We start from the raw sequence: 20,371 nt of genomic DNA, 5'->3' as shown, positions 1-20,371 counted from the left end.
CATAATATAGTTTTTGTAATATATTTTATAGTATTTAATCTATTTAATTTTGAATTAATGCAGTATCTTTCGGAATGAAAAATAATATATAACCTAAAAAATAAATAAACCCAATGCAAAAAGGACTGCAATCCATTGATTATTTAGTATTCTTCTTTTATTTTATCGTTGTAGCAGGTTACGGCTACTGGATTTACCAACAGAAAAAATCAAAACAAGCATCATCTACAGACTTCTTCCTTGCCGAAGGTTCACTTACTTGGTGGGCAATCGGAGCATCGATGATTGCTTCAAACATTTCAGCCGAACAATTTATCGGTATGGCTGGTAATGGTTTCAAAATGGGCTTAGCTATTTCTGCTTACGAATGGATGGCTGCGGCGACGCTTGTAATTGTGGCGGTATTTTTTATGCCAATCTATTTGAAAAATAAGATTTTCACAATGCCTCAGTTCTTGAAACAGCGTTATAATTCAACAGTAAGTACCATTATGGCTGTTTTTTGGTTGATTCTATATGTTGTTGTTAACCTTACCTCAATTTTGTACTTAGGGGCATTAGCTATCACAACTATCTCAGGTATTGATTTCACCTTGTGTATGTGGGGTCTTGCGTTTTTTGCTGTAATTATTACATTAGGTGGTATGAAAGTTATTGGTTTTACAGACGTTATTCAAGTGTTTTTCTTAATCTTAGGTGGACTTTGTACTACTTACTTAGCGCTTACATTGGTATCACAACAATTTGGCGAAGTGGGAGCTATCGAGGGTATGAAACAAATGTTTACACGCGCTGATGACCATTTCCACATGATTTTGAAAAAGGATAACCCTAATTTTACTTCATTACCAGGCCTAGCAGTATTGATTGGTGGTATGTGGATTGTAAACTTAAACTACTGGGGTTGTAACCAATATATTACTCAGCGTGCTTTGGGTGCTTCGCTTCCAGTGGCTCGTGAAGGTCTTTTATTTGCAGGTTTCTTAAAGTTATTAATGCCTATCATCGTAGTTATTCCGGGTATCGCAGCGTATGTATTATACCAAAATGGCTTGTTCCAACAAGAAATGTTGGGAGCAGATGGCACAGTGAATCCTGACCACGCATATCCTGTATTATTAAACTTACTACCTGTTGGGTTAAAAGGACTTTCATTTGCTGCTTTAACGGCTGCTATCGTGGCTTCTTTGGCTGGTAAAGCTAACTCAATCTCAACTATCTTTACGCTTGATATTTATCAGAAATTCTTCAAGAAAGATGCTACTGAAAAAGAACTAGTAAAAACTGGTAGAATTGTAATTGTTGTTGCCATGATTCTTGCTATTTTCATCTCTCCTTTCTTAGGTATTGACAAAAAAGGTGGTTTCGACTTCATTCAAGAAATGACTGGTTATGTTTCTCCGGGTATCTTTGCAGTGTTCTTGTTAGGTTTCTTCTGGAAACGTGCTAACTCTGCTGGTGCTATGATTGCTACCATTGGTTCTGTGGTTATCTCATTGGTATTGAAAGAATTTCCAGATTGGACAGGTCTTTATCAAACGCCAATTTACACTTCTTTCTTAGATGCAGAAGGTAAACATATTATCCCTTTCCTTGACCGTATGGCAATTACTTTTGTCGTGTGTGTTATTGTTATGGTTATTTCAGGTTTATTAGACCCTGCAACTAAAGAAAACCCTAAAGCTTTGGAAATAGATGCTACTATGTTCAAAACGACAAAAGGTTTTGCTATTGGTGCTGCTGCTATCGTTGCTATTTTAGTAGTGCTTTATACTACTTTCTGGTAGTAAGTAAAAGTCGTGAATTATGAGTGATGAATTATGAATAAAATATCGTTATAAAACACTTTAAATTCACAATTCATCACTCATAACTCTTACTTATAGTATGTCATCACACCACGTTATCAGAGAACAACAAGAGCCTGCTCTTATCATTGCCAATGGCGAAGCCTGTAATTTTGAGCTATTGGGTCAACTCCTTGAATGGTCACCCTTGGTGATTGTCCTTGATTCTGCCATCAATCGTGTGCTAGAATTGGGTATTAAGGTAGACGTCCTCTTGGGCGATTTTGATATTCTTAGAAACACTTCTGACATCACCCTACTAGACGAACAAAATCTTAAAAGAGCCATTAATTTAGAGAAAATCAGAGAAGACCAGTACCCTATCGAGATTGTTCATACACCAGACCAAGATAAAACCGACTTGGAAAAGGCCTTTGATTATTTAGTGGAGAAAGGATTTCCTGCCGTAAATGTTGTTTGGGCTACAGGCAGAAGGGCTGACCATACCATCACCAACATTACGAACATCGTACGGTTTAGAGAACAACTGAAGATTGTGGTGATTGACGATTACTCTAAGATTTTTGTACTACCCAATACTTACGAAAAATGGTATCCAGCCAAAACCAACATTTCGTTGATTCCTGTGGGTGAAGTATCAGGAATTACTACACACAACTTAAAGTATGAATTATCAGCCGAAAACCTCACCATTGGCTATCGCACGGGTAGTAGTAATGAAGTGAAAGAAGACGGTCTGGTTAAAATCACCTATGAATCTGGTGATTTATTGATGATGGAATGTAATGACTAACCTTATTTTTTTGTTGGAAAGCCTTCGAAGTCCCAAATTTTCAAAGATTCAACAAAAACTTTTTTTCGCTTTGTAAAAATTGAAAATATTAATGCATCAGGGCTTGGGGCGATAGAATCTGCTAACATTACTTCATTATTATTGGCATAAAAACGAACATAATTGTTCTTGACAATTATCTGCATTTTTATCTTTTTATTCACAAGGTGGTAAGGTGCTACTAAATCTTTCTTAGCAGGTATTGACGACTTTGTTCTATCAATGTATATTTCTTTATGGTGCACATCATAGCCAAGCGTCAACTCTTCAAGTACTTTTTTAGGATGAGCTTTGTCTTTCCATTGGGCTACCTTAAACCCAAAATGCTTAGCTGATTTGCATATTAATTCGGCCTCTATCAGGTAATTATTTTTAGAAAAAAGATCAGCGCCATTGAGGGCTATTTCCTTAGCAACTACAAAATTTTTCTTTTCGAAATATCGGTAGGTATTTTTCGGAATTAAGGTATCAAATGCAACGTTTTGCCCTAACACTGTACAATTTATCAATAATAAGAGTATCGCTATTATTTTCATCCCTGAAATTGTTTTACACTAAAATTAATTCCGTCGAATATGGCATAATGATTACTTGCTGGTTTATCATAACACCATTCCCCTAAATTAATATAACGACTATTTTCACCTACTTTTAAATCTAATAACAAATGACGATGCCCAAAGATATAAAAATCATGGTGTTTTTGTTTTTCTACTTCTTTGGCATAAGACCACAGCCACTCGCCCTCACCTCTGAACTGCAATTCTCGCTTGAGCCTTTCTTCATCTTTTTTAGAAGCAGACCACGCCATGGCCAGTTTCATACCAACTTGGGGGTGTACCCATCCAAATGCCCATTGACTAAGCTTACTCTCAAAAACTCGTTTCAGTTTTTTATACCCATAATCTCCTGGGCCGTATCCATCGCCATGCACTAGGTAAAAAGACGTACTATTACTGCCTTGGTTAACAACATATTCAGTGGGTTCTCTCAATACCTTAATACCCATTTCTTCTTCAAAATAATCGAAAATCCACAGGTCATGATTGCCCTTAAAAATGATTATTTCAATGCCCGCATCCGACAGTTCTGCTAATTTACCCTGAAACCTCGCAAAACCTTTGGGTATCACATTTTTATATTCAAACCAAAAATCAAATAAATCGCCCATCAAAAAAATCATTTGCGCATCTTTCTGTATTTGATTGAGCCAAGCGATGATTCTTCGTTCGCGAATCAAACTAGTTTGATGGTCGGGATATCCTAAATGAAAATCAGAGGCAAAGTATATTTTCTTGTCGGCTTGTAAATTAATAGTAGTCATTGAAACATATTTAAAAGACAAATATACAACAAATCTAAGCGCTAGGTAAGAGACCCATCAACTAAAAGCTTGTTATGTCCTAATAAGACAAAACAGCAAAAAAAAGCCTCCTTTCTATCAAGAAAGGGGGCTTAGGATTGAGGTTAAAACCGTCTATTACTTTTCAGCAGGTTCTTCACTTTCTTTTGCAATAGCTTTTTCTGCTTCTTTTGCTTCCAAATCTGCTGCTTTTCTATCTTCGTTTCTTGTAAATTCCTGATAGGCTGTCAATTGCTCAAAAGGTCTTGGTCCTACCAAACGCTCTAAATCATTTTGGAAAAGCACTTCTTTCACTAATAATTCTTGCGCTAAAATTTCCAACTTATCTTGTTTTTCAGTCAATAAAGCCTTCGTTCTTTCGTAAGCTAGTTGAATAATCTTACGTGCTTCTTCATCTATTTCGCGGGCTGTTTGTTCAGAATACGGTTTGTTAAAATTATATTCCGAGCCTTTCGAATCATAGAATGAAACATTCCCAAGTTTATCGTTCATACCATAAATGGTTACCATACTATAGGCTAATTTGGTAATACGCTCTAAATCGTTTTGTGCGCCTGTTGATATTTTACCAAAAACGATGTCTTCAGCTACACGACCACCCAAGGTAACACACATTTCATCTATCAATTGCTCTGTTCTGTATAAGAACTGTTCTTTAGGCAGATACTGTGCATAACCCAAAGCAGCTACACCACGTGGTACAATCGTTACTTTTACCAATGGATTGGCATGTTCCAAGAACCATCCAGCAATCGCATGGCCAGCTTCGTGATAAGCAACAATTTTCTTTTCTTCAGGAGAAATCAATTTGTTCTTTTTCTCTAAACCACCAATTACTCTATCCATTGCCTCTTGGAAGTCTTTCATATCTACCGCAGTTTTGCTACGACGTGCCGCTATTAAAGCCGCTTCGTTACAAACATTGGCGATTTCAGCACCTGCAAAACCAGGAGTCTGAGCAGACAATTCTTTAGGGTCAATATCAGCTGCTAATTTCAAAGGTTTTAAGTGTACTTTAAAAATAGCTTCTCTTCCGATAATATCTGGCTTATCAATTGAAATCTGACGGTCGAAACGTCCCGGACGTAATAAAGCTGAATCTAGTACATCAGGGCGGTTTGTTGCTGCCATGATAATAATACCTGAGTCAGTAGCAAAACCATCCATTTCAACTAACAATGAGTTCAATGTATTTTCACGTTCATCATTTGAGCCTGGCATCGCACCACGACCACGAGAACGACCTACCGCATCAATCTCATCAATAAAGATGATACATGGTGCTTTCTCTTTCGCTTGTTTGAACAAATCTCTTACACGTGCCGCACCCACACCCACAAACATTTCAACAAAGTCTGAACCAGACAACGAGAAGAAAGGTACGCCTGCTTCGCCAGCAACAGCTTTTGCTAATAAGGTTTTACCTGTTCCCGGAGGGCCTACTAATAAAGCTCCTTTCGGAATTTTACCACCTAAGTCAGTGAATTTTTTCGGAAACTTCAAAAACTCTACAATCTCTTGAATTTCTTCTTTAGCTTCATCCAAACCTGCTACATCGTTGAAGGTAATCTTCACTTTAGCTTCGCCGTCAAACAATGTTGCTCTAGAACGACCAATGTTGAAGATTTGTCCGCCCGGTCCGCCTGCACCACCCATTCTAAAGAACATGAAGTAAATAGCGATGAACATCACGATAAAGAAACCAGGTCCCATCAAGAATTCAAAAATCCCGTAATGTTCTTCGGTAGTAGCATGTACTCTCTTATCACGAGGAATATCTTTCTGCAATTCGTTGAGTTCCGTTTCAAAAGAATTGATAGAAGTAATCTCTTTTTCGAATTGAGGGCCAGCATTCTGATTAACCACAGCGTTTGGTTGATCACTTAATTCGTTTTTATATTTTGGAAGTGCCTCTGGTTTGAGGGTAATCTCAACAATATCTTTTCCTTTGATAATGGATAATTTAGCAATTTCCTGATTGAGCACCATTTGTTCGTACTCGGTTTGCTGAATAGGTTTTAGAACTTTTGTTTTACTCAAAAAGTAAATACTTATTAAAGCAACTATCAATCCTATAACCAACCATCCTTGAAAACCATTGCCAGAAGCATTTGGGCGACGCTTCGGAAAGCCTTGAGGTTTATTATTCTCACTATTATTTTCTGCCATTTTTTCTTTAATTAACTTTTAAACAGTATCCAATTTATTCTAAAAAGTAATTGGTTTTACATAATTTGAGATAAATTGTAAACTTTGGTTATCTATATTGAGAACACAAGGTCTGATAACTTTGTTTCGAACTTATGTTTTTCATGAAAAGTGGTATGATAAATTTATGAAAGGAGTGTTATTACTTTAAACGGCATCGTCGTCAATATAAGTAAATTCAGCGTCACCCCACAATTCTTCTAGTTTATAAAACTCACGTTTATCTTTTTTAAATACGTGTACTATTACATCATAATAGTCTACTAATATCCATTCACGGTTGGCTTTCCCTTCCATACTTTTGGGATGAGAACGAGTTGCTTCCCATACTTCTTTATCAACAGATTCTGAGATAGCATCAATTTGCGTGTCAGAATTACCAGAACAAACGACAAAAAAATCAGTGAAAGCGTTTTTTACTTTTCTTAAATCCATCACTACAATATTGGTTGCCTTTCTTTCCTGCATCCCTTTCACCACCAATTGGCTAAGTTCTTGTGAACTAATTTCTTTTTTTAATTTAACTTCTGCCATGCTTTGTTGTTTGTAAATTCACAAGTGTTTGTCACAATGTTTAGAGATAAATCTCATAACTTCATTACTCAATAACACAAAAAATAATTTGAACTTTAAAATTACAAAATAACCTTGTACAAAATTCAACCCAATACATTATTTACTGGCAAAACAATAAAATACATGCCAGTCTGTCACTCTACTAACGACATAGCGGCTGAAATAATTCAGTCGGGTAATAACGTTTTTGAGGGAATGGTCATAATTACCGATAATCAAACGGCTGGTCGCGGACAAAGAGGCAACGTTTGGGAAGCCTCTGTAGGCGAAAATTTAACTTTTTCATTAATCCTAAAACCCAATTTTTTAAAAGCCAGCGAACAGTTCAAACTCAATGTGGCAGTTTCGTTGGGGGTTTTAGACTGCCTATCCGAATATATCGACGAAGACCTAAAAGTAAAGTGGTCGAACGATATTTATTTCCAAAATCAAAAAATGGGTGGCATTCTTATTGAGAATACCCTGCAAGGTTATCAGATTGGTTTTTCTGTAATTGGAATCGGATTAAACATCAATCAAACCCAGTTTCCAGTACCCAATGCTACCTCACTGAGGAATGTAACGACGAATCCGCTAAAATATGATTTATCCGACCTACTTTCTGAATTATTAGCTTGTGTTGAGAAAAATTATTTGGCTGTAAAAAACGGAGATTATGAAGTATTGAAAGAAAGGTACTTGTCTAATCTTTTCAGAATAAACGAATTTCATCATTTCAGAAAGAACGGGCAACTATTTCTGGGGAAAATAGTTGGTATCGACGAAAGTGGGCAATTGGGTATTGAGTCCGACGGACTAGTCGAATATTATGGTTTCCAAGAAGTAGCTTTTGTAATTTAATAAAGAGCCTTTAATGTTTTTTAAAGGCCACTACGTGATGTGCAAATGAATCAAAACTTTTCAAAAAAATGTATCCTAAGAAAACTACCAGTGAACTAATAAACAAAATTCGAAGCATCGATCTTAGATTCATGACATTTTAAGGGGTTAATGTGTGGTTAGTTTTGGGAATTATTTATCAAATATAATTAAAATCTTGAAATAACCATATGTCATAGTGAATTATTTTTATTTGATAGATTTTCTTAATACTTCCTCAAAAAGCTGATAATCAAGCACCTTATAACACCCTTAAAACAGCATTTTGCGCTTGTTTATGGAGGTAACAAGGTGCTTGATTCTTTGAATTTTCACTTAAAATTTACCCAAGTCATAATCAGCCGTTTCTACTGTTTCTACCTTCCTTTTCATTTTTTTCTGGATGATATGAAAATGGTGCTGGTCTTCTGGACAAATCAGCGAAATAGCATCTCCAGAGGCCGTAGCACGTCCTGTTCTACCAATTCTATGTACATAATCCTTTGGCGAACGTGGTAACTCATAGTTAATCACAAAAGGTAAAAACTCAATATCTATCCCGCGCGAAGCCAAATCTGTAGCTACCAATACCGTAGTTTTTCCAGCTTTAAAGTTCCTCAAGGCCTCGGTTCTAGCACCTTGTGTTTTCTTACTGTGAATCGCCAAGGCATTAATGCCATTTTTCTTTAATTTATCTACCAAATTATCCGCCGTCCGTACTGCCGAAACAAATACCAATACTTGCGGCATGGCTTGGGTTTTGATAAGGTATCTTAGCAAAGGACCTTTTCTTTCGGGACTTACCAAATAGGCAATTTGCTTAATTTGGTCAAGGTTCTGTACTTCTGGTTCAATTTCTATTTTTACAGGTTCGCTCAAAAGGCTCTCCTTGATAATCTCTAAATCAGTATCTAACGTGGCCGAAAACAAAATGTTCTGGCGTTTTTTGGGTAATAATTTGAAAATGTTATTGGCTTCTTCTTTAAACCCTAAATCCAACATTTTATCGGCTTCATCCAGCACCAAGATTTCTATCTTAGCTAGATTAATTGATTGCGTCGAAACCAAATCTAATAACCTTCCCGGTGTAGCTACTAAAATCTCCGTATTTTTTAGCGTCACCATCTGTTGATTGAGTGGCACACCTCCAAAAACGGCAATGCTTTTTACAGGATTATTTAAGTGCAAAGAAAACGAATCGATGACTTCCTTAATCTGAATGGCGAGTTCGCGGGTAGGGACTAGAATTAATACTTTTAGGTGTAAATTTCTGGTAGGACTTTTACGCTGAAACATCTCTAAAATAGGCAATACAAAACTCGCAGTTTTTCCAGAACCCGTTTGGGCAATTCCTTGGATATCTTTTCCTGCTAAAATTGCGGGAATAGCCTGTTCTTGAATGGGGAAAGGTTCGGTATAATTTTTTGCTTCTATCCCCTTTAAAAGAGATGCTGATAAACCAAGTGATGCGAAAGTCATGTAATTATTTTAGGATGAAAATATTTTACAAAGATAATATTTCTTTTGCACAAAGCTTTGGATTAGCCTTAGCGTCTTGAAATGAATGTATATTTGCTTTAGAATTAACAATACTATTATGCAACCATTAGCCGAACGAATGCGTCCACAAACGCTTGATGAATACGTGGGGCAACAACATTTAGTAGGAGAAAAAGCCGTTTTACGCCGTGCCGTAGAATCTGGCAGGATTCCCTCTTTTATTTTGTGGGGTCCTCCGGGCGTCGGCAAAACTACTTTGGCAAGTATTGTGGCACAGACACTGAAACGTCCTTTTCATGTATTGTCTGCCATTAGTGCGGGGGTAAAAGACATTCGTGAAACCATTGAGACGGCCAAAAAGCAGAAGTTTTTTGATACGCCCTCTCCTATTTTGTTCATCGACGAAATCCACCGTTTTTCAAAATCTCAACAAGATTCCCTCCTCGGCGCAGTGGAAAAAGGCATTATTACGCTGATTGGTGCTACTACAGAAAACCCTTCTTTTGAGGTAATATCCGCCTTGCTTTCTCGCTGTCAGGTGTATGTATTAAAACCTTTGGTGAAAGATGAATTGATTTATATGATTAATCAGGCACTAGAGAAAGATATTTTCTTGAAGAATCGAGGCATTGTCTTAAAGGAATACGAGGCTATTTTGCAGTTTTCGGGTGGCGACGGGCGAAAGCTGTACAACATCTTGGAGCTGGTGTGCAATTTTATTCCTGAGGGCGAAGGACTGGAAATCACCAACGAAATGGTCGTTGAAAAACTACAGCAAAATATAGCCCTTTATGACAAAGACGGCGAACAACATTATGATATTATCTCGGCTTTTATCAAATCTATCCGTGGTTCCGATCCAAACGCTGCCGTGTATTGGTTGGCAAGAATGCTAGAAGGTGGCGAAGACATAGAGTTTATAGGAAGACGAATGATGATTTTAGCATCCGAAGATATTGGCTTGGCGAATCCGAACGCTTTATTGATGGCTAACACTTGTTTTCAGACAATTCGTGCAGTAGGCATGCCCGAAGCCCGTATTGTACTGTCGCAAACGGTTATTTATTTGGCAACTTCTGCCAAAAGCAATTCTGCTTATTTGGCGATAGACCAAGCCTTGGCAACAGTGCGTGAAACTGGAAACTTACCCGTACCGCTACACCTTAGAAATGCCCCTACTAAACTGATGAAACAATTAGACTATGGCAAAAACTATAAATATGCGCACGGTTATGAAGGCAATTTTGTACAACAACAATTTATGCCTGACGAAGTAAAAAGCACAAAATTCTTTGAGCCTCAACAAAATCCTGCTGAGGAGAAAATCAAACAGAAACTCCGCCAAGATTGGGGCGACGAATACGGTTATTGAAATTAGGCATTTTGTTTCACTACTTTGTATTCAACAGGACTCGATAAGATGACAGAAGTGGTAGGTTCGCCATATTCTGAGAATTTATTAATGATGTTTTCTAAATCATTGGGATGTTTTACGATTACTTTCATCACCAAACAATATTCGCCTGTAATTCTATCGCATTGATACACTTCGGGCATTTGGCTGATGTGTGCCAAAAAAGATTGCATTTTGCCATTGTGCGCTTTAAACAAAATACTTGCCTTTAGGGAATATCCCAACTTTGCGAAGTCGAGGTCTACCCCAAAACGTTTGATGACGCCTATTTCTTCTAACTTCTGAACACGCTCAGCAACCGCAGGTGCTGAAAGTCCTACTTTTCTGCCTATTTCGGCAAAGGAATAACGGGCATTTTCCTGCAATAAAGCCAGAATATTCCAGTACAATTTATCTAACTCCATAATCAAAGGTATTTAAGCAAAATAAACATTGAATCAAAGGTTATAACCCACAAGTTCAATGGTTTACAAAGCATTTATCTTATATCAGCAAGGTATCTTTGTTTCAACAAAATTCCAAAAGATAATTTTATTTTTCACGATAAAGATGGAAACTATACAACAAAATCGGAGAATTGAGTCGATAGATTTATTAAGAGGCATCGTCATTATTATTATGACTTTAGACCACGTTCGTGATTTTTTTCACGCTGATGCATACTTATTCGACCCTACAGATTTAAGCAAAACCAATCCATTGCTGTTTTTAACCCGTATCATTACACATTACTGTGCACCAATTTTTATTTTTTTAGCAGGAACATCAGCTTATCAAGTTGGTCAGAAAAAAGGACTTAGCGAATTATCAAGCTATTTATTAAAAAGGGGTATTTGGCTGATTATCTTAGAATTAACCGTTATGAACATTGCTTGGTTCTTTAACCCCAATTTTGGGATTATTTCTTTTCAGGTAATCGGTGCGATAGGTTTAAGCATGGTTTTGCTTTCGGCTATCGTTTATTTACCTATGCCTTGGATTATTGCTGGTAGCTTAATCATGATTTTCGGTCACAATCTTTTAGATGGCATTACCATTAAAGAGGATAACTTTCTGGCTTTTATTTGGTCGCTTATTCATCAACAAAGAATGTTTAACTGGATTCCCGACCACGTTATTTATATCGGATATCCAGTTGTTCCGTGGGTGGGTGTCATGGCACTGGGCTATGCTTTTGGGGTAATTTACACGGCTAAATTTAAAGCAGAAGAGCGTAGAAAAATTTTGTTAACATACGGATGGCTTAGTATAGTGCTGTTTATTATTATTCGTAGTACGAATTTATATGGAGACACTCGTTTGTGGGATACTCACGCTAGTGGTATTAATCTTTTGCTTTCGTTTATTAATGTAAGCAAATATCCACCTTCGTTATTATACATCTTATTGACGATTGGCCCTGCGCTTTTACTATTAGCTTTTCTTGAAAATGCCAAAGGGGTATTCTGGAACAAAATATTGGTTTATGGCAAGGTATCGATGTTCTATTATATTTTACATATTTATGTCATCCACACATTGGCGATGTTGGCAGCAAGCCTAACGGGATTTGGTGCTGATGCCATGGTTTTAGATACATGGGTTTATATGTCGCCACGATTACAGGGCTATGGTTTCAGTCTTAGCTTTGTGTATTTATTGTGGATTGTGATAGTAGTGGCTACTTACCCGATATGCCGTTGGTATGGGGCTTATAAAAACAGACATCAGGGGTATTGGTGGTTGAGTTATGTGTAGAGTCTAATTCTTTCCTATTTTAGGGAAGGATTTTTAGATTTTTTTATCTCTAGCGAGGGACTTAAGTCCCTCGCTAGAGATAAAAAAAGAATTAAGGCAACAACAAAGATGAATCCCCATAACTCAAAAAACGATAATCGTTTGTCATGGCTTGTTGATACACCTTACGCCAGTCTTCTCCAATTAAAGCTGCTATGAGTAGAATCAGCGTACTTTCGGGCTGATGATAGTTAGTAACAATACCTTTACAGATTTTGAACTGATAGCCAGGGAAAATAAATATTTCGGTTTCACCTGTAATTTCCGTTTCACCCAAGGCATCCATTTTCGATAAAATTGCCTTTAAAGACGAAGCTGTACTTGGTAAATCCTCCACAACGTGCTGATAAGGATATAATTTTTCAATAAAAAAATCGTTTGAAATATCCCTAGTCAGTTTTACACCATACCAATACAAACTCTCTAAAGCTCGCATTGATGTTGTACCTACAGGAATAGTATTGCCGATATTTTCTAATAAGACTTCAATATTCTTTTTAGTAAACACTATTTGCTCATTGTGCATACGGTGTTCTACGATATTCTCAACTTTGATAGGTTGAAACGTACCAGCCCCCACATGAAGCGTAATAAACTCCTCTTTAATGCCCTTTGCCGAAAGATTTTGTAGTACTTCGTCAGTGAAATGTAAACCCGCAGTAGGTGCGGCAACTGCTCCCTTTTTCTCGCTATAAACAGTCTGATACGTTTCGTAGTCTGCTGCTTCGGCTTCTCGATTTAGGTAAGGTGGCAATGGTATTTCGCCCAAGGCTTGGATAATATCGACAAACTTCGGGTTAGGAATGGTACTTTCTTCTGAAATTACTCGCCAAGATAGTTTCACTTGGTTGTTTTCAAAATCGTGCAACTCGGCTTTTACCTCAATAGCTTCCCCTGCAACGTTTAGTACCTTCTCTAAAACATCTTCCTTCTTCCAACGTTTTCTATTACCAATCATGCATTCCCAGACACACTCATCGTTGGCTTCCATCGCTAGATTAATGACAGAAGTAGGAGCAATAGGATGTAATAAAAAAATCTGAATAACAGCCCCAGTTGATTTTTGGAAATGAATTCGGGCAGGTATTACTTTAGTATTGTTAAAAACCAAGAGGGTATTTTGGGGTAAATACTCATTGATTTTCTTGAAAACGGTATGGGTGATATTACCTTGCTGATATACCTGTAGTTTAGATTCATCACGCTTTTCTAAAGGGAATTTGGCAATTCTCTCGTCGGGTAAATCATATGTATAATCAGCAAGCTTTAAATCTTGAATATCCATCAATTAATCTTCTTCTACTTCAATTTTTGGACTTGTAAATAACAATTTGATAGGCAAATAAAACAGCCAAGCTATCATCAAAGCTATTCCTAATACTAATAAATAAGAATAATCTGTTTGATAAGTTCGTTCATCATTTAGAATCAATAATGCTCTGAGAATAAGCAATAAAAAAGTATTTACAATGGCAGGCAAAAAATTTAGCCAGTTTACTATTGCGACTTTTAGTTGTTCGCCTTCTTTCAACCATATTTTGTTAGGAATCCAAGTAAAGGCTGTTACGGGAACACGTTTTACGCTATTGGCTAACAAAATTGATAATATATTAAATACAAACATGACTGTTCCAAAAAGGTAGAAAACTTCGTTTTTGGGAAGAAAGCCATCTCCTCTACCATTCGGTCCAAAATGCACGGCGGTGGTGTCGGGCAAGCCACGGTAGGTAAATAATAAGACAAGGATGAAGGCTAAAATTGATAAGTAACGCCAAGTTCTGGAAATGAAAAATTCTATACTCATTGATATTGGTTGTTTCAGGGTGCAAAATTACGCTAGAAAAGGCAGGATTTCTAATGAAATGGCTGATTAATCAAGAATAAAAATCGTTCTTTAGACTAAACTTCATCTTTTTAATCCTAAAAATACTTGTCATGACAATTATTTTTTTAAGGATTAATGAGTAAAACTTCTCAAAAAAAATTAGCTTTGTAAAATGAACGACTTCAAGGGCTAGAAAGCCTTGAATATGAGTAACATTATGAAAATTTATACCAAAACTGGCGATAAAGGGACAACTTCTTTAGTTGGTGGCACAAGAGTATCTAAAACCGAGTTGCGGATTGAAGCTTATGGCACAGTGGATGAACTAAATTCATACATTGGTTTGGTGCGTGATCAAGCGGTAAATGAAAAGCGTAAAAATATTTTAAAGGAAATTCAAGATAGATTATTCACGATTGGTTCAATACTGGCTTCTGAGCCTGAACAAACCAAAAAGCGTTTGCCTGATTTATTAGAAAGTGACATCGAGCTACTGGAAAATGAAATGGACACAATGGATCATGATTTAGAACCTATGCGATATTTTATTTTACCCGGAGGACACCAATCTGTTTCGTTTGGACATGTGGCCAGAACAGTTTGCCGACGAGCGGAAAGAATTGTGCTTAGACTTTCGGAGGAATCAGAAGTAAATGATTTAGTCATCAGGTATTTAAACAGATTGTCCGATTATATTTTTGTATTATGCAGGATGATGGCAAAGGAACTTGGGATAGAGGAAGTAGCTTGGAAACCGAGGGTTTCTTCTTGAGACTTTAGGATTAGGGGACTTTAGGACTGGAGGACACAAGATTTTAGACGCTAGATTTTAGACTTAAGATATAAGACTTTAACACTTGAGGAATTAGGACTTTAAGACTCTGGAGGTGAGATGTTAGACTTAAGATATAAGATTTTAGGAGGATAGGATTTAGGACTTTAAGACTCTAGATTTTAGACTTAATTTAAATTCTTGACCTTTTACTTTAGACTTTAAACTTTTGACTCAAGACTTTAGACTTTGAATATTAGAATAACAAATAGTATATATATATGACAGATACCTTGCAGATTGATATCCATCAGATTGAAAAATCTAGGATTGATGCGGTTGATTTTGACAACCTTGTTTTTGGGCGTTCTTTTGCCGACCATATGTTGGTGGTCGACTTTAAAGATGGAGAATGGCAAACGCCACAAATTGTGCCTTATGGGCCTATCTCATATTCTCCAGCGATGATGTCTCTTCATTACGGACAAGCGATTTTTGAAGGCATGAAAGCCTACAAAAATGCAGCGGGTGAAATACTGGTCTTTCGTCCAGAAGAGAACTGGAAACGTCTCAACAAATCTGCTGTCCGTATGTGTATTCCTGAAATTCCAGAGGATATTTTTATGGAAGGTCTTTCTCAACTTTTACGCTTGGATGCCGACTGGATTCCTGCGAAAGAGGGTTGTTCAATGTACATTCGTCCTTTTATGTTCTCAACGGATGAATACGTTGGTGTGAGTCCATCAAAAACATACAAGTTTATTATTTTCAACTGCCCAGTAGGTTCTTATTATACCAAGCCTCTACGTGTGCGTGTTGAAACACAATTCATTCGTGCTGCCCATGGTGGTGTTGGTTTTTCTAAGAATGCAGGTAATTATGGTGGGTCGTTGTATCCAACTAAATTAGCGATGGATGCTGGTTATGACCAAATTATCTGGACAGATGCCGCTACGCATACTTTTGTGGAAGAAGCGGGAACGATGAACCTTTTGTTTGTAATAGATGGTGCTTTAGTAACGGCTCCGACTGGCGATACAATTCTTGATGGTATTACGCGTAAATCAATTTTACAAGTAGCTAAAGAATGGGGAATGGAAATTCAAGAAAGACAACTTTCTGTCAAAGAATTGGTAGAAGGCATTCAGTCTGGTAAAGTAACTGAAGCATTTGGTGCTGGTACGGCCGCTGTAATTGCCCCTATCGCAACGATTGGCTACGAAGGTGTTGATTACCAATTACCAGAACGCAAAGACGACGCATTCTCTAAAAGAGTATTTGAGGAAATCAATGATATTCGTTTAGGCAAAAAAGATGATACACGTGGATGGGTAATGAAAATATAGTTTTCATTATTGTTTACAACTAAAAACAGCCTTTAGAAATTTCTAAAGGCTGTTTTTGCTTATATCTCTTACTGTAAAATCTTATTTTCTTTATTGGCGAAGATAATCTTTAAGCCTGGGTCTTTTTCAGTACTTACATTTTGAAGTAATAAATTATTTTTGCCATCAGCCAATTGCCAAGTCGTAGCTTTCTCGGTGCTAGTTCCTTTGCCATATTTGGTATTGAAATAACCTTTAAACTCAGTCATTAGGCTATCTACGGCCGTTTGACGTTCGATATAAACATCAATCGTAATAGCTTCTACTTTGTTTTGTGCACTCCTAACATACAAAATATCAGCAAAGTTTAAATCTGTATCATCAAAATACTCCGTAAAGCTTTTCCCATTTTCTGCTGGCGTTTCAGAAGGCAAAGTTGTTTCATTAATTGTATCAATGTTATCACCTATTTTTACACCACGAGCCATGCCTGCGTCGCTTTTAAGAATTGCCTGAAAAATTGAGCTATAATTTTCTAAAGCAGACGACGAGCCAGCCGCACTACTTTCGGGACTACTTGTTTCGGTTTGGGTACTTTCTTTTTTATCTTGACAAGCAATCAATAGTATAAATAATAAAAGGAAGTAAAGATTATATTTTTTCACGAATTGTATGTATTAAGATTTCTAAATACAAAAATACAAAAACTTTCTGAGTAGCTACCACATTCTGATTGATGATATAAGTTTCCTCACCCAATCATGTGATACCACCTGATAAATATATTTTGTAAGTTTACAATAAAATTAGTAGTAAAATAGTATACTCCTTAATCAAGCATTTATTCAAAACCAATAGCTTCAAAGTCATGTCTCTAAATTTTACGCAACCAATGAACCAGCCATCCATTAAAATCGTAATTTATGAAGATAACCCCGATTTAAGAGAAAGCCTTTCTGTATTACTCAGAGGGTCAATGGGTTTTGAACTTATCGGTGCCTTTGTAAACTGTGAGCAAGTAGCCCGTCAAATTATTGATTTAAGGCCAGATGTTGTGTTAATGGATATTGATATGCCTATTGCAAATGGTTTAAAGGGACTCAAAGTAATCAAACAATTGGCACCACAAGTAAATGTAATCATGTTTACGGTGTTTGAAGATAATGAAAATATTTTTGAGGCAATCTGTTCAGGAGCAGTGGGTTATTTATTAAAAAGGACTCCTCCTATTAAATTACTTGAAGCAATTCAAGATGCTAATAATGGCGGTGCGCCAATGACTTCGAGTATTGCTCGTAAAATTTTACAGATGTTGCCTGCTCAACAAAAAATTACGGAAAACAACGACTATAAGTTAACAGAACGAGAAGGCGAAATTTTAAATCTTTTAGTTAAAGGCAATAGTTATAAAATGATTGCCGATAAATGTAGTATTAGCATAGACACTGTGCGGTCGCACATCAAAAAAATCTATGATAAGCTACATGTTCATTCACAAACAGAGGCCGTTGCGAAGGCTATTCATGAAAGAATTGTATAATCAATATCATCCTTTCATGTGATTGACAATAGTGAAATTAGTCCCCAACTTTGTAATCAAGAAACCAACCATGCTATAGAATCAATTTATGGATTAACCTTAACTAAATAACTATCATGGCAAGTCCATCATTAACAAACAATACATATCTAATCAATAATTTAAGTCGTGATTTACATTTTAAAAGAGAGAATATTCTTAGTAATGAATCGAACATTATTTTATCGATTTCTTGTAAAAAGAACATTATTGTAGCTTGGAAAGACATTAGTCATTTAGAAGCAATCGGCAATTATACCATGTTTTACTTCACTGATGGAAAAAAATTGCTAGTTTCTCGTACAATGAAAGTTTTTTTGCCTAAATTAGATGCCGAAATGTTTGTGAGGATTCATAAGTCTTTCACAATCAACTTGAACTACGTTTCTCAATTTGACATTAAAGAAGAAATGTTTGTACAATTAAGGGATGGTAGTAAAATTTCTATTTCGAGAAGAAAAAAGAAAGAGTTTATTGATAGAGTGAGAAAACACTTTGGGTATTCTCGCATCAGTTAAAAAGAAATTAGTGGTTAGGTATTTATGAAACGGGGGTGAACTTTGTTGCCCCACGTTTTTAACTCCTAATCTTCAAAAATATTTAAGATAATAGGTGTAGAACTATTAATTTGCACAGGGGGATGTTTTTAACGTCTCCTTTTGTCTTTTATAGCCTTCCAAAAATCTATTAAGTTCTGATTTTGTTGATCTTTTTAATAAAGCCTTTTCTATTAGCTGGTGACTTAAGTCCTATTGATTACCCACAAGTTGATAATTGACTGACAATCAACGAATAACAACCTCACCCCCAGCCCCTCTCCTTCAGAGAGGGGAGCTTTAAGACCCAGAGTCTGCTCCCCTTCTCTGAAGGAGAAGGGGCTGGGGGATAAGGTTTGAAAGGCGATTTAAGCCTATTTAAACAAATTTTATCAATAATCACATCTTCATTTCAACTTTGTAAAAGATGTGGGTAATCAGTAGGACTTAAGTCACCAGCTAATAGAAAAAATTAGTAATTAACAGTTTTTTCCTAAAACTCTCGTCCTATATTGAATACAAAGTGTCCTTTATTAAAGCTATTAATGGCATAATTAAAGCGTACTACTAAATTGTAGTAGGTTACTACATCTAGCCCACAACCATAGCTATAGAGCATCTTATTCGCAAGCTTACTTTTGTTTTCGTCCGAAAAGCGATTTTCAACATATCCATAATCGCCAAAAAGCGTTGGATATAAACCAATAGGTATTTTATTAAACTGCTTTGTCTTAAGGAATTTCAAATTGATTTTTTTATTAAAAAGCTCGTATCTCAGTGTCTGCTTGCCATAAAAATACTTACTGCCATCTACTACAAACAATTCGTACCCTCTTACAAGGCGACTCCCATATCCCAAGCCACGGGTATTATAAAAAGGTTGACGATCAGGAAACGATATTTTCGCTTCAATACTCATCCCGAAAAACCACTTTCTTGATAGCGGTCTATAATAGGAATAATCGCCCGTAATTTCTAGCTGATTAATATCATCGTTAGGTAAAATACCCAATTTATTAATTAATATTCCATAGCGTTTTCCACGTAAGGGATATGCTACGTTGTCTCTGAAATCATGATTAAAGGAATAACTAAGCTGGGCATAACGTTGGAGGGTTCCATGATTTGCAAAATAATTAGGATTAAGTTTCCTGATAGTATCATTGATGCTGATACTATTATACCTTAGTTCAACAGTATGATTATCATAAAAACCTATTCTTTTTTTCAAGAAAATAGCCGTAGAAAAGCGTTCTCGCATGGTAAGCCCTCTACTTCTGAAATAGAACAACGTATCGTTCAAACTCCTAAAAGCTACGTTATTATTTGTCATATATGATACACTAAAGCCCATTCCTGTTTTTTGGGCTTTGTTGATATAGGGAATTTTATACCCAACATCAACACGTTGTGTAAAGCCATTTTCTAGATGTAGTGAAAGTCTCTCAGCCCGTCCTCTAAAATTACTATGGATTAAATCTATTCCATAAATGGTACGATTAAAATCATGACCTCTATCCCACCACTCCGAAAAATTCCTATCAGCCAATAGAAAAACAGGATACCCTAACAAAAACCATTGCTCTTGCAGTTGAATCTGGATATTCAATTGCCCATTTTCAGTAACTTGATGATGAATTTCAACCGAAATAAACAGATTAGTATTAACAATTTTTCGCCTATTGATTTCTAAACGCTTATTGACATCATTGATGAATAACGTATCGCCTATTTTAAAGTCCAATTCACGAAAAATAATGCTCTCCTTTGTTTTATGATGGCCATTAAGAACAATTTCATTCACCACCACAATAGAATCCGCCTGAATAGGCTTAAAAGAAGTACTCAGTAAAGAAAATAGAAAAGTGAAAAGTAGCATATATCAAAGTTAAGCAATTATCCCCATAAGATACTTCAAGCAATCTTCGTACCATTAGTATCATACCGCTGTTCTTATTGCTAAATTCAAAAATATTGTATCTGTTCGATAGATAGAAAT

General features: G+C 36.4%; 19 protein-coding genes. 9 read left to right on the top strand and 10 right to left on the bottom strand.

The window, feature by feature from the left end; translation table 11 throughout:
• Positions 1-113 precede the first annotated feature (113 nt).
• Together AC07XN_RS14915 and AC07XN_RS14910 are read left to right on the top strand one after the other, a co-directional pair.
• Positions 114-1,787, top strand: a complete 1,674-nt coding sequence (locus tag AC07XN_RS14915; RefSeq protein ID WP_494743650.1) for a sodium/sugar symporter — start codon at positions 114-116, stop codon at positions 1,785-1,787.
• A 100-nt stretch (positions 1,788-1,887) separates the two neighbouring features.
• Entirely contained in the window at positions 1,888-2,601 is a 714-nt protein-coding gene (locus AC07XN_RS14910; protein WP_309923357.1) for a thiamine diphosphokinase, read from the top strand.
• A 2-nt stretch (positions 2,602-2,603) separates the two neighbouring features.
• Here AC07XN_RS14910 and AC07XN_RS14905 read toward each other — a convergent pair whose 3' ends face one another.
• The 4 genes from AC07XN_RS14905 to rsfS all read right to left on the bottom strand — a co-directional run bounded on the left by AC07XN_RS14905 (position 2,604) and on the right by rsfS (position 6,745).
• Entirely contained in the window at positions 2,604-3,176 is a 573-nt protein-coding gene (locus AC07XN_RS14905; RefSeq protein WP_494743649.1) for a glycoside hydrolase family 32 C-terminal domain-containing protein, read from the bottom strand.
• On the bottom strand, positions 3,173-3,964 hold the full coding sequence (locus AC07XN_RS14900) for a UDP-2,3-diacylglucosamine diphosphatase (RefSeq protein ID WP_309923354.1): 792 nt from the start codon (positions 3,962-3,964) through the stop codon (positions 3,173-3,175). The genes AC07XN_RS14905 and AC07XN_RS14900 overlap by 4 nt, the downstream gene beginning before the upstream one ends.
• Before the next feature lie 156 nt (positions 3,965-4,120).
• Positions 4,121-6,172, bottom strand: a complete 2,052-nt coding sequence (gene ftsH, locus AC07XN_RS14895) for an ATP-dependent zinc metalloprotease FtsH (RefSeq protein WP_309923352.1) — start codon at positions 6,170-6,172, stop codon at positions 4,121-4,123.
• A gap of 186 nt (positions 6,173-6,358) precedes the next feature.
• Complete coding sequence (gene rsfS / locus AC07XN_RS14890) at positions 6,359-6,745, bottom strand: ribosome silencing factor (RefSeq protein WP_309923350.1); 387 nt, start codon at positions 6,743-6,745, stop codon at positions 6,359-6,361.
• A 165-nt stretch (positions 6,746-6,910) separates the two neighbouring features.
• Between rsfS and AC07XN_RS14885 the strand changes: the two genes are divergently transcribed.
• Complete coding sequence (locus tag AC07XN_RS14885) at positions 6,911-7,627, top strand: biotin--[acetyl-CoA-carboxylase] ligase (RefSeq protein WP_494743648.1); 717 nt, start codon at positions 6,911-6,913, stop codon at positions 7,625-7,627.
• Positions 7,628-7,981: 354 nt separating this feature from the next.
• Here AC07XN_RS14885 and AC07XN_RS14880 read toward each other — a convergent pair whose 3' ends face one another.
• Positions 7,982-9,124: a DEAD/DEAH box helicase gene (locus tag AC07XN_RS14880; RefSeq protein WP_494743647.1), complete on the bottom strand. Its 1,143-nt coding sequence runs from the start codon at positions 9,122-9,124 to the stop codon at positions 7,982-7,984.
• A gap of 118 nt (positions 9,125-9,242) precedes the next feature.
• Between AC07XN_RS14880 and AC07XN_RS14875 the strand changes: the two genes are divergently transcribed.
• The gene (locus AC07XN_RS14875; RefSeq protein ID WP_494743646.1) at positions 9,243-10,517 is read left to right on the top strand and encodes a replication-associated recombination protein A; all 1,275 of its coding nucleotides are present in this window, start codon (positions 9,243-9,245) and stop codon (positions 10,515-10,517) included.
• Between the two features lie 2 nt (positions 10,518-10,519).
• Here AC07XN_RS14875 and AC07XN_RS14870 read toward each other — a convergent pair whose 3' ends face one another.
• Entirely contained in the window at positions 10,520-10,963 is a 444-nt protein-coding gene (locus AC07XN_RS14870) for an Lrp/AsnC family transcriptional regulator (RefSeq protein WP_494743645.1), read from the bottom strand.
• Between the two features lie 145 nt (positions 10,964-11,108).
• Between AC07XN_RS14870 and AC07XN_RS14865 the strand changes: the two genes are divergently transcribed.
• Positions 11,109-12,296, top strand: coding sequence for an acetyltransferase domain-containing protein (locus tag AC07XN_RS14865; protein WP_494743644.1), 1,188 nt, complete (start codon positions 11,109-11,111; stop codon positions 12,294-12,296).
• 91 nt (positions 12,297-12,387) lie between these two features.
• On the opposite strand, the gene AC07XN_RS14860 is transcribed toward AC07XN_RS14865, so the two are convergent.
• Positions 12,388-13,620, bottom strand: a complete 1,233-nt coding sequence (locus AC07XN_RS14860; RefSeq protein ID WP_494743643.1) for an S-adenosylmethionine:tRNA ribosyltransferase-isomerase — start codon at positions 13,618-13,620, stop codon at positions 12,388-12,390.
• 3 nt (positions 13,621-13,623) lie between these two features.
• On the bottom strand, positions 13,624-14,139 hold the full coding sequence (locus AC07XN_RS14855) for a DUF1648 domain-containing protein (protein ID WP_309923335.1): 516 nt from the start codon (positions 14,137-14,139) through the stop codon (positions 13,624-13,626).
• A 238-nt stretch (positions 14,140-14,377) separates the two neighbouring features.
• On the opposite strand from AC07XN_RS14855, the gene AC07XN_RS14850 reads away from it, so the two are divergent.
• Together AC07XN_RS14850 and AC07XN_RS14845 are read left to right on the top strand one after the other, a co-directional pair.
• Positions 14,378-14,932 (top strand): cob(I)yrinic acid a,c-diamide adenosyltransferase, encoded by a 555-nt coding sequence (locus tag AC07XN_RS14850; protein WP_494743642.1) that lies wholly within the window; start codon positions 14,378-14,380, stop codon positions 14,930-14,932.
• 281 nt (positions 14,933-15,213) lie between these two features.
• The gene (locus tag AC07XN_RS14845; RefSeq protein WP_492800167.1) at positions 15,214-16,278 is read left to right on the top strand and encodes a branched-chain amino acid aminotransferase; all 1,065 of its coding nucleotides are present in this window, start codon (positions 15,214-15,216) and stop codon (positions 16,276-16,278) included.
• Positions 16,279-16,346: 68 nt separating this feature from the next.
• On the opposite strand, the gene AC07XN_RS14840 is transcribed toward AC07XN_RS14845, so the two are convergent.
• Positions 16,347-16,922: a hypothetical protein gene (locus AC07XN_RS14840; protein WP_494743641.1), complete on the bottom strand. Its 576-nt coding sequence runs from the start codon at positions 16,920-16,922 to the stop codon at positions 16,347-16,349.
• Positions 16,923-17,125: 203 nt separating this feature from the next.
• Between AC07XN_RS14840 and AC07XN_RS14835 the strand changes: the two genes are divergently transcribed.
• Together AC07XN_RS14835 and AC07XN_RS14830 are read left to right on the top strand one after the other, a co-directional pair.
• A complete protein-coding gene (locus AC07XN_RS14835; RefSeq protein WP_309923327.1) occupies positions 17,126-17,797 on the top strand; it encodes a response regulator in 672 nt (223 codons plus the stop codon).
• A 116-nt stretch (positions 17,798-17,913) separates the two neighbouring features.
• Positions 17,914-18,354 (top strand): LytR/AlgR family response regulator transcription factor, encoded by a 441-nt coding sequence (locus AC07XN_RS14830; RefSeq protein WP_309923324.1) that lies wholly within the window; start codon positions 17,914-17,916, stop codon positions 18,352-18,354.
• Between the two features lie 511 nt (positions 18,355-18,865).
• On the opposite strand, the gene AC07XN_RS14825 is transcribed toward AC07XN_RS14830, so the two are convergent.
• Positions 18,866-20,251: a BamA/TamA family outer membrane protein gene (locus AC07XN_RS14825; protein WP_494743640.1), complete on the bottom strand. Its 1,386-nt coding sequence runs from the start codon at positions 20,249-20,251 to the stop codon at positions 18,866-18,868.
• Positions 20,252-20,371: the final 120 nt, after the last annotated feature.

It is taken from the genome of Arcicella sp. GW458-12-2-14-TSB2 (assembly GCF_059423785.1).
The sequence above is the reverse complement of the archived record's forward strand: the minus strand, read 5'-3'. Positions and strand labels throughout refer to the sequence as shown.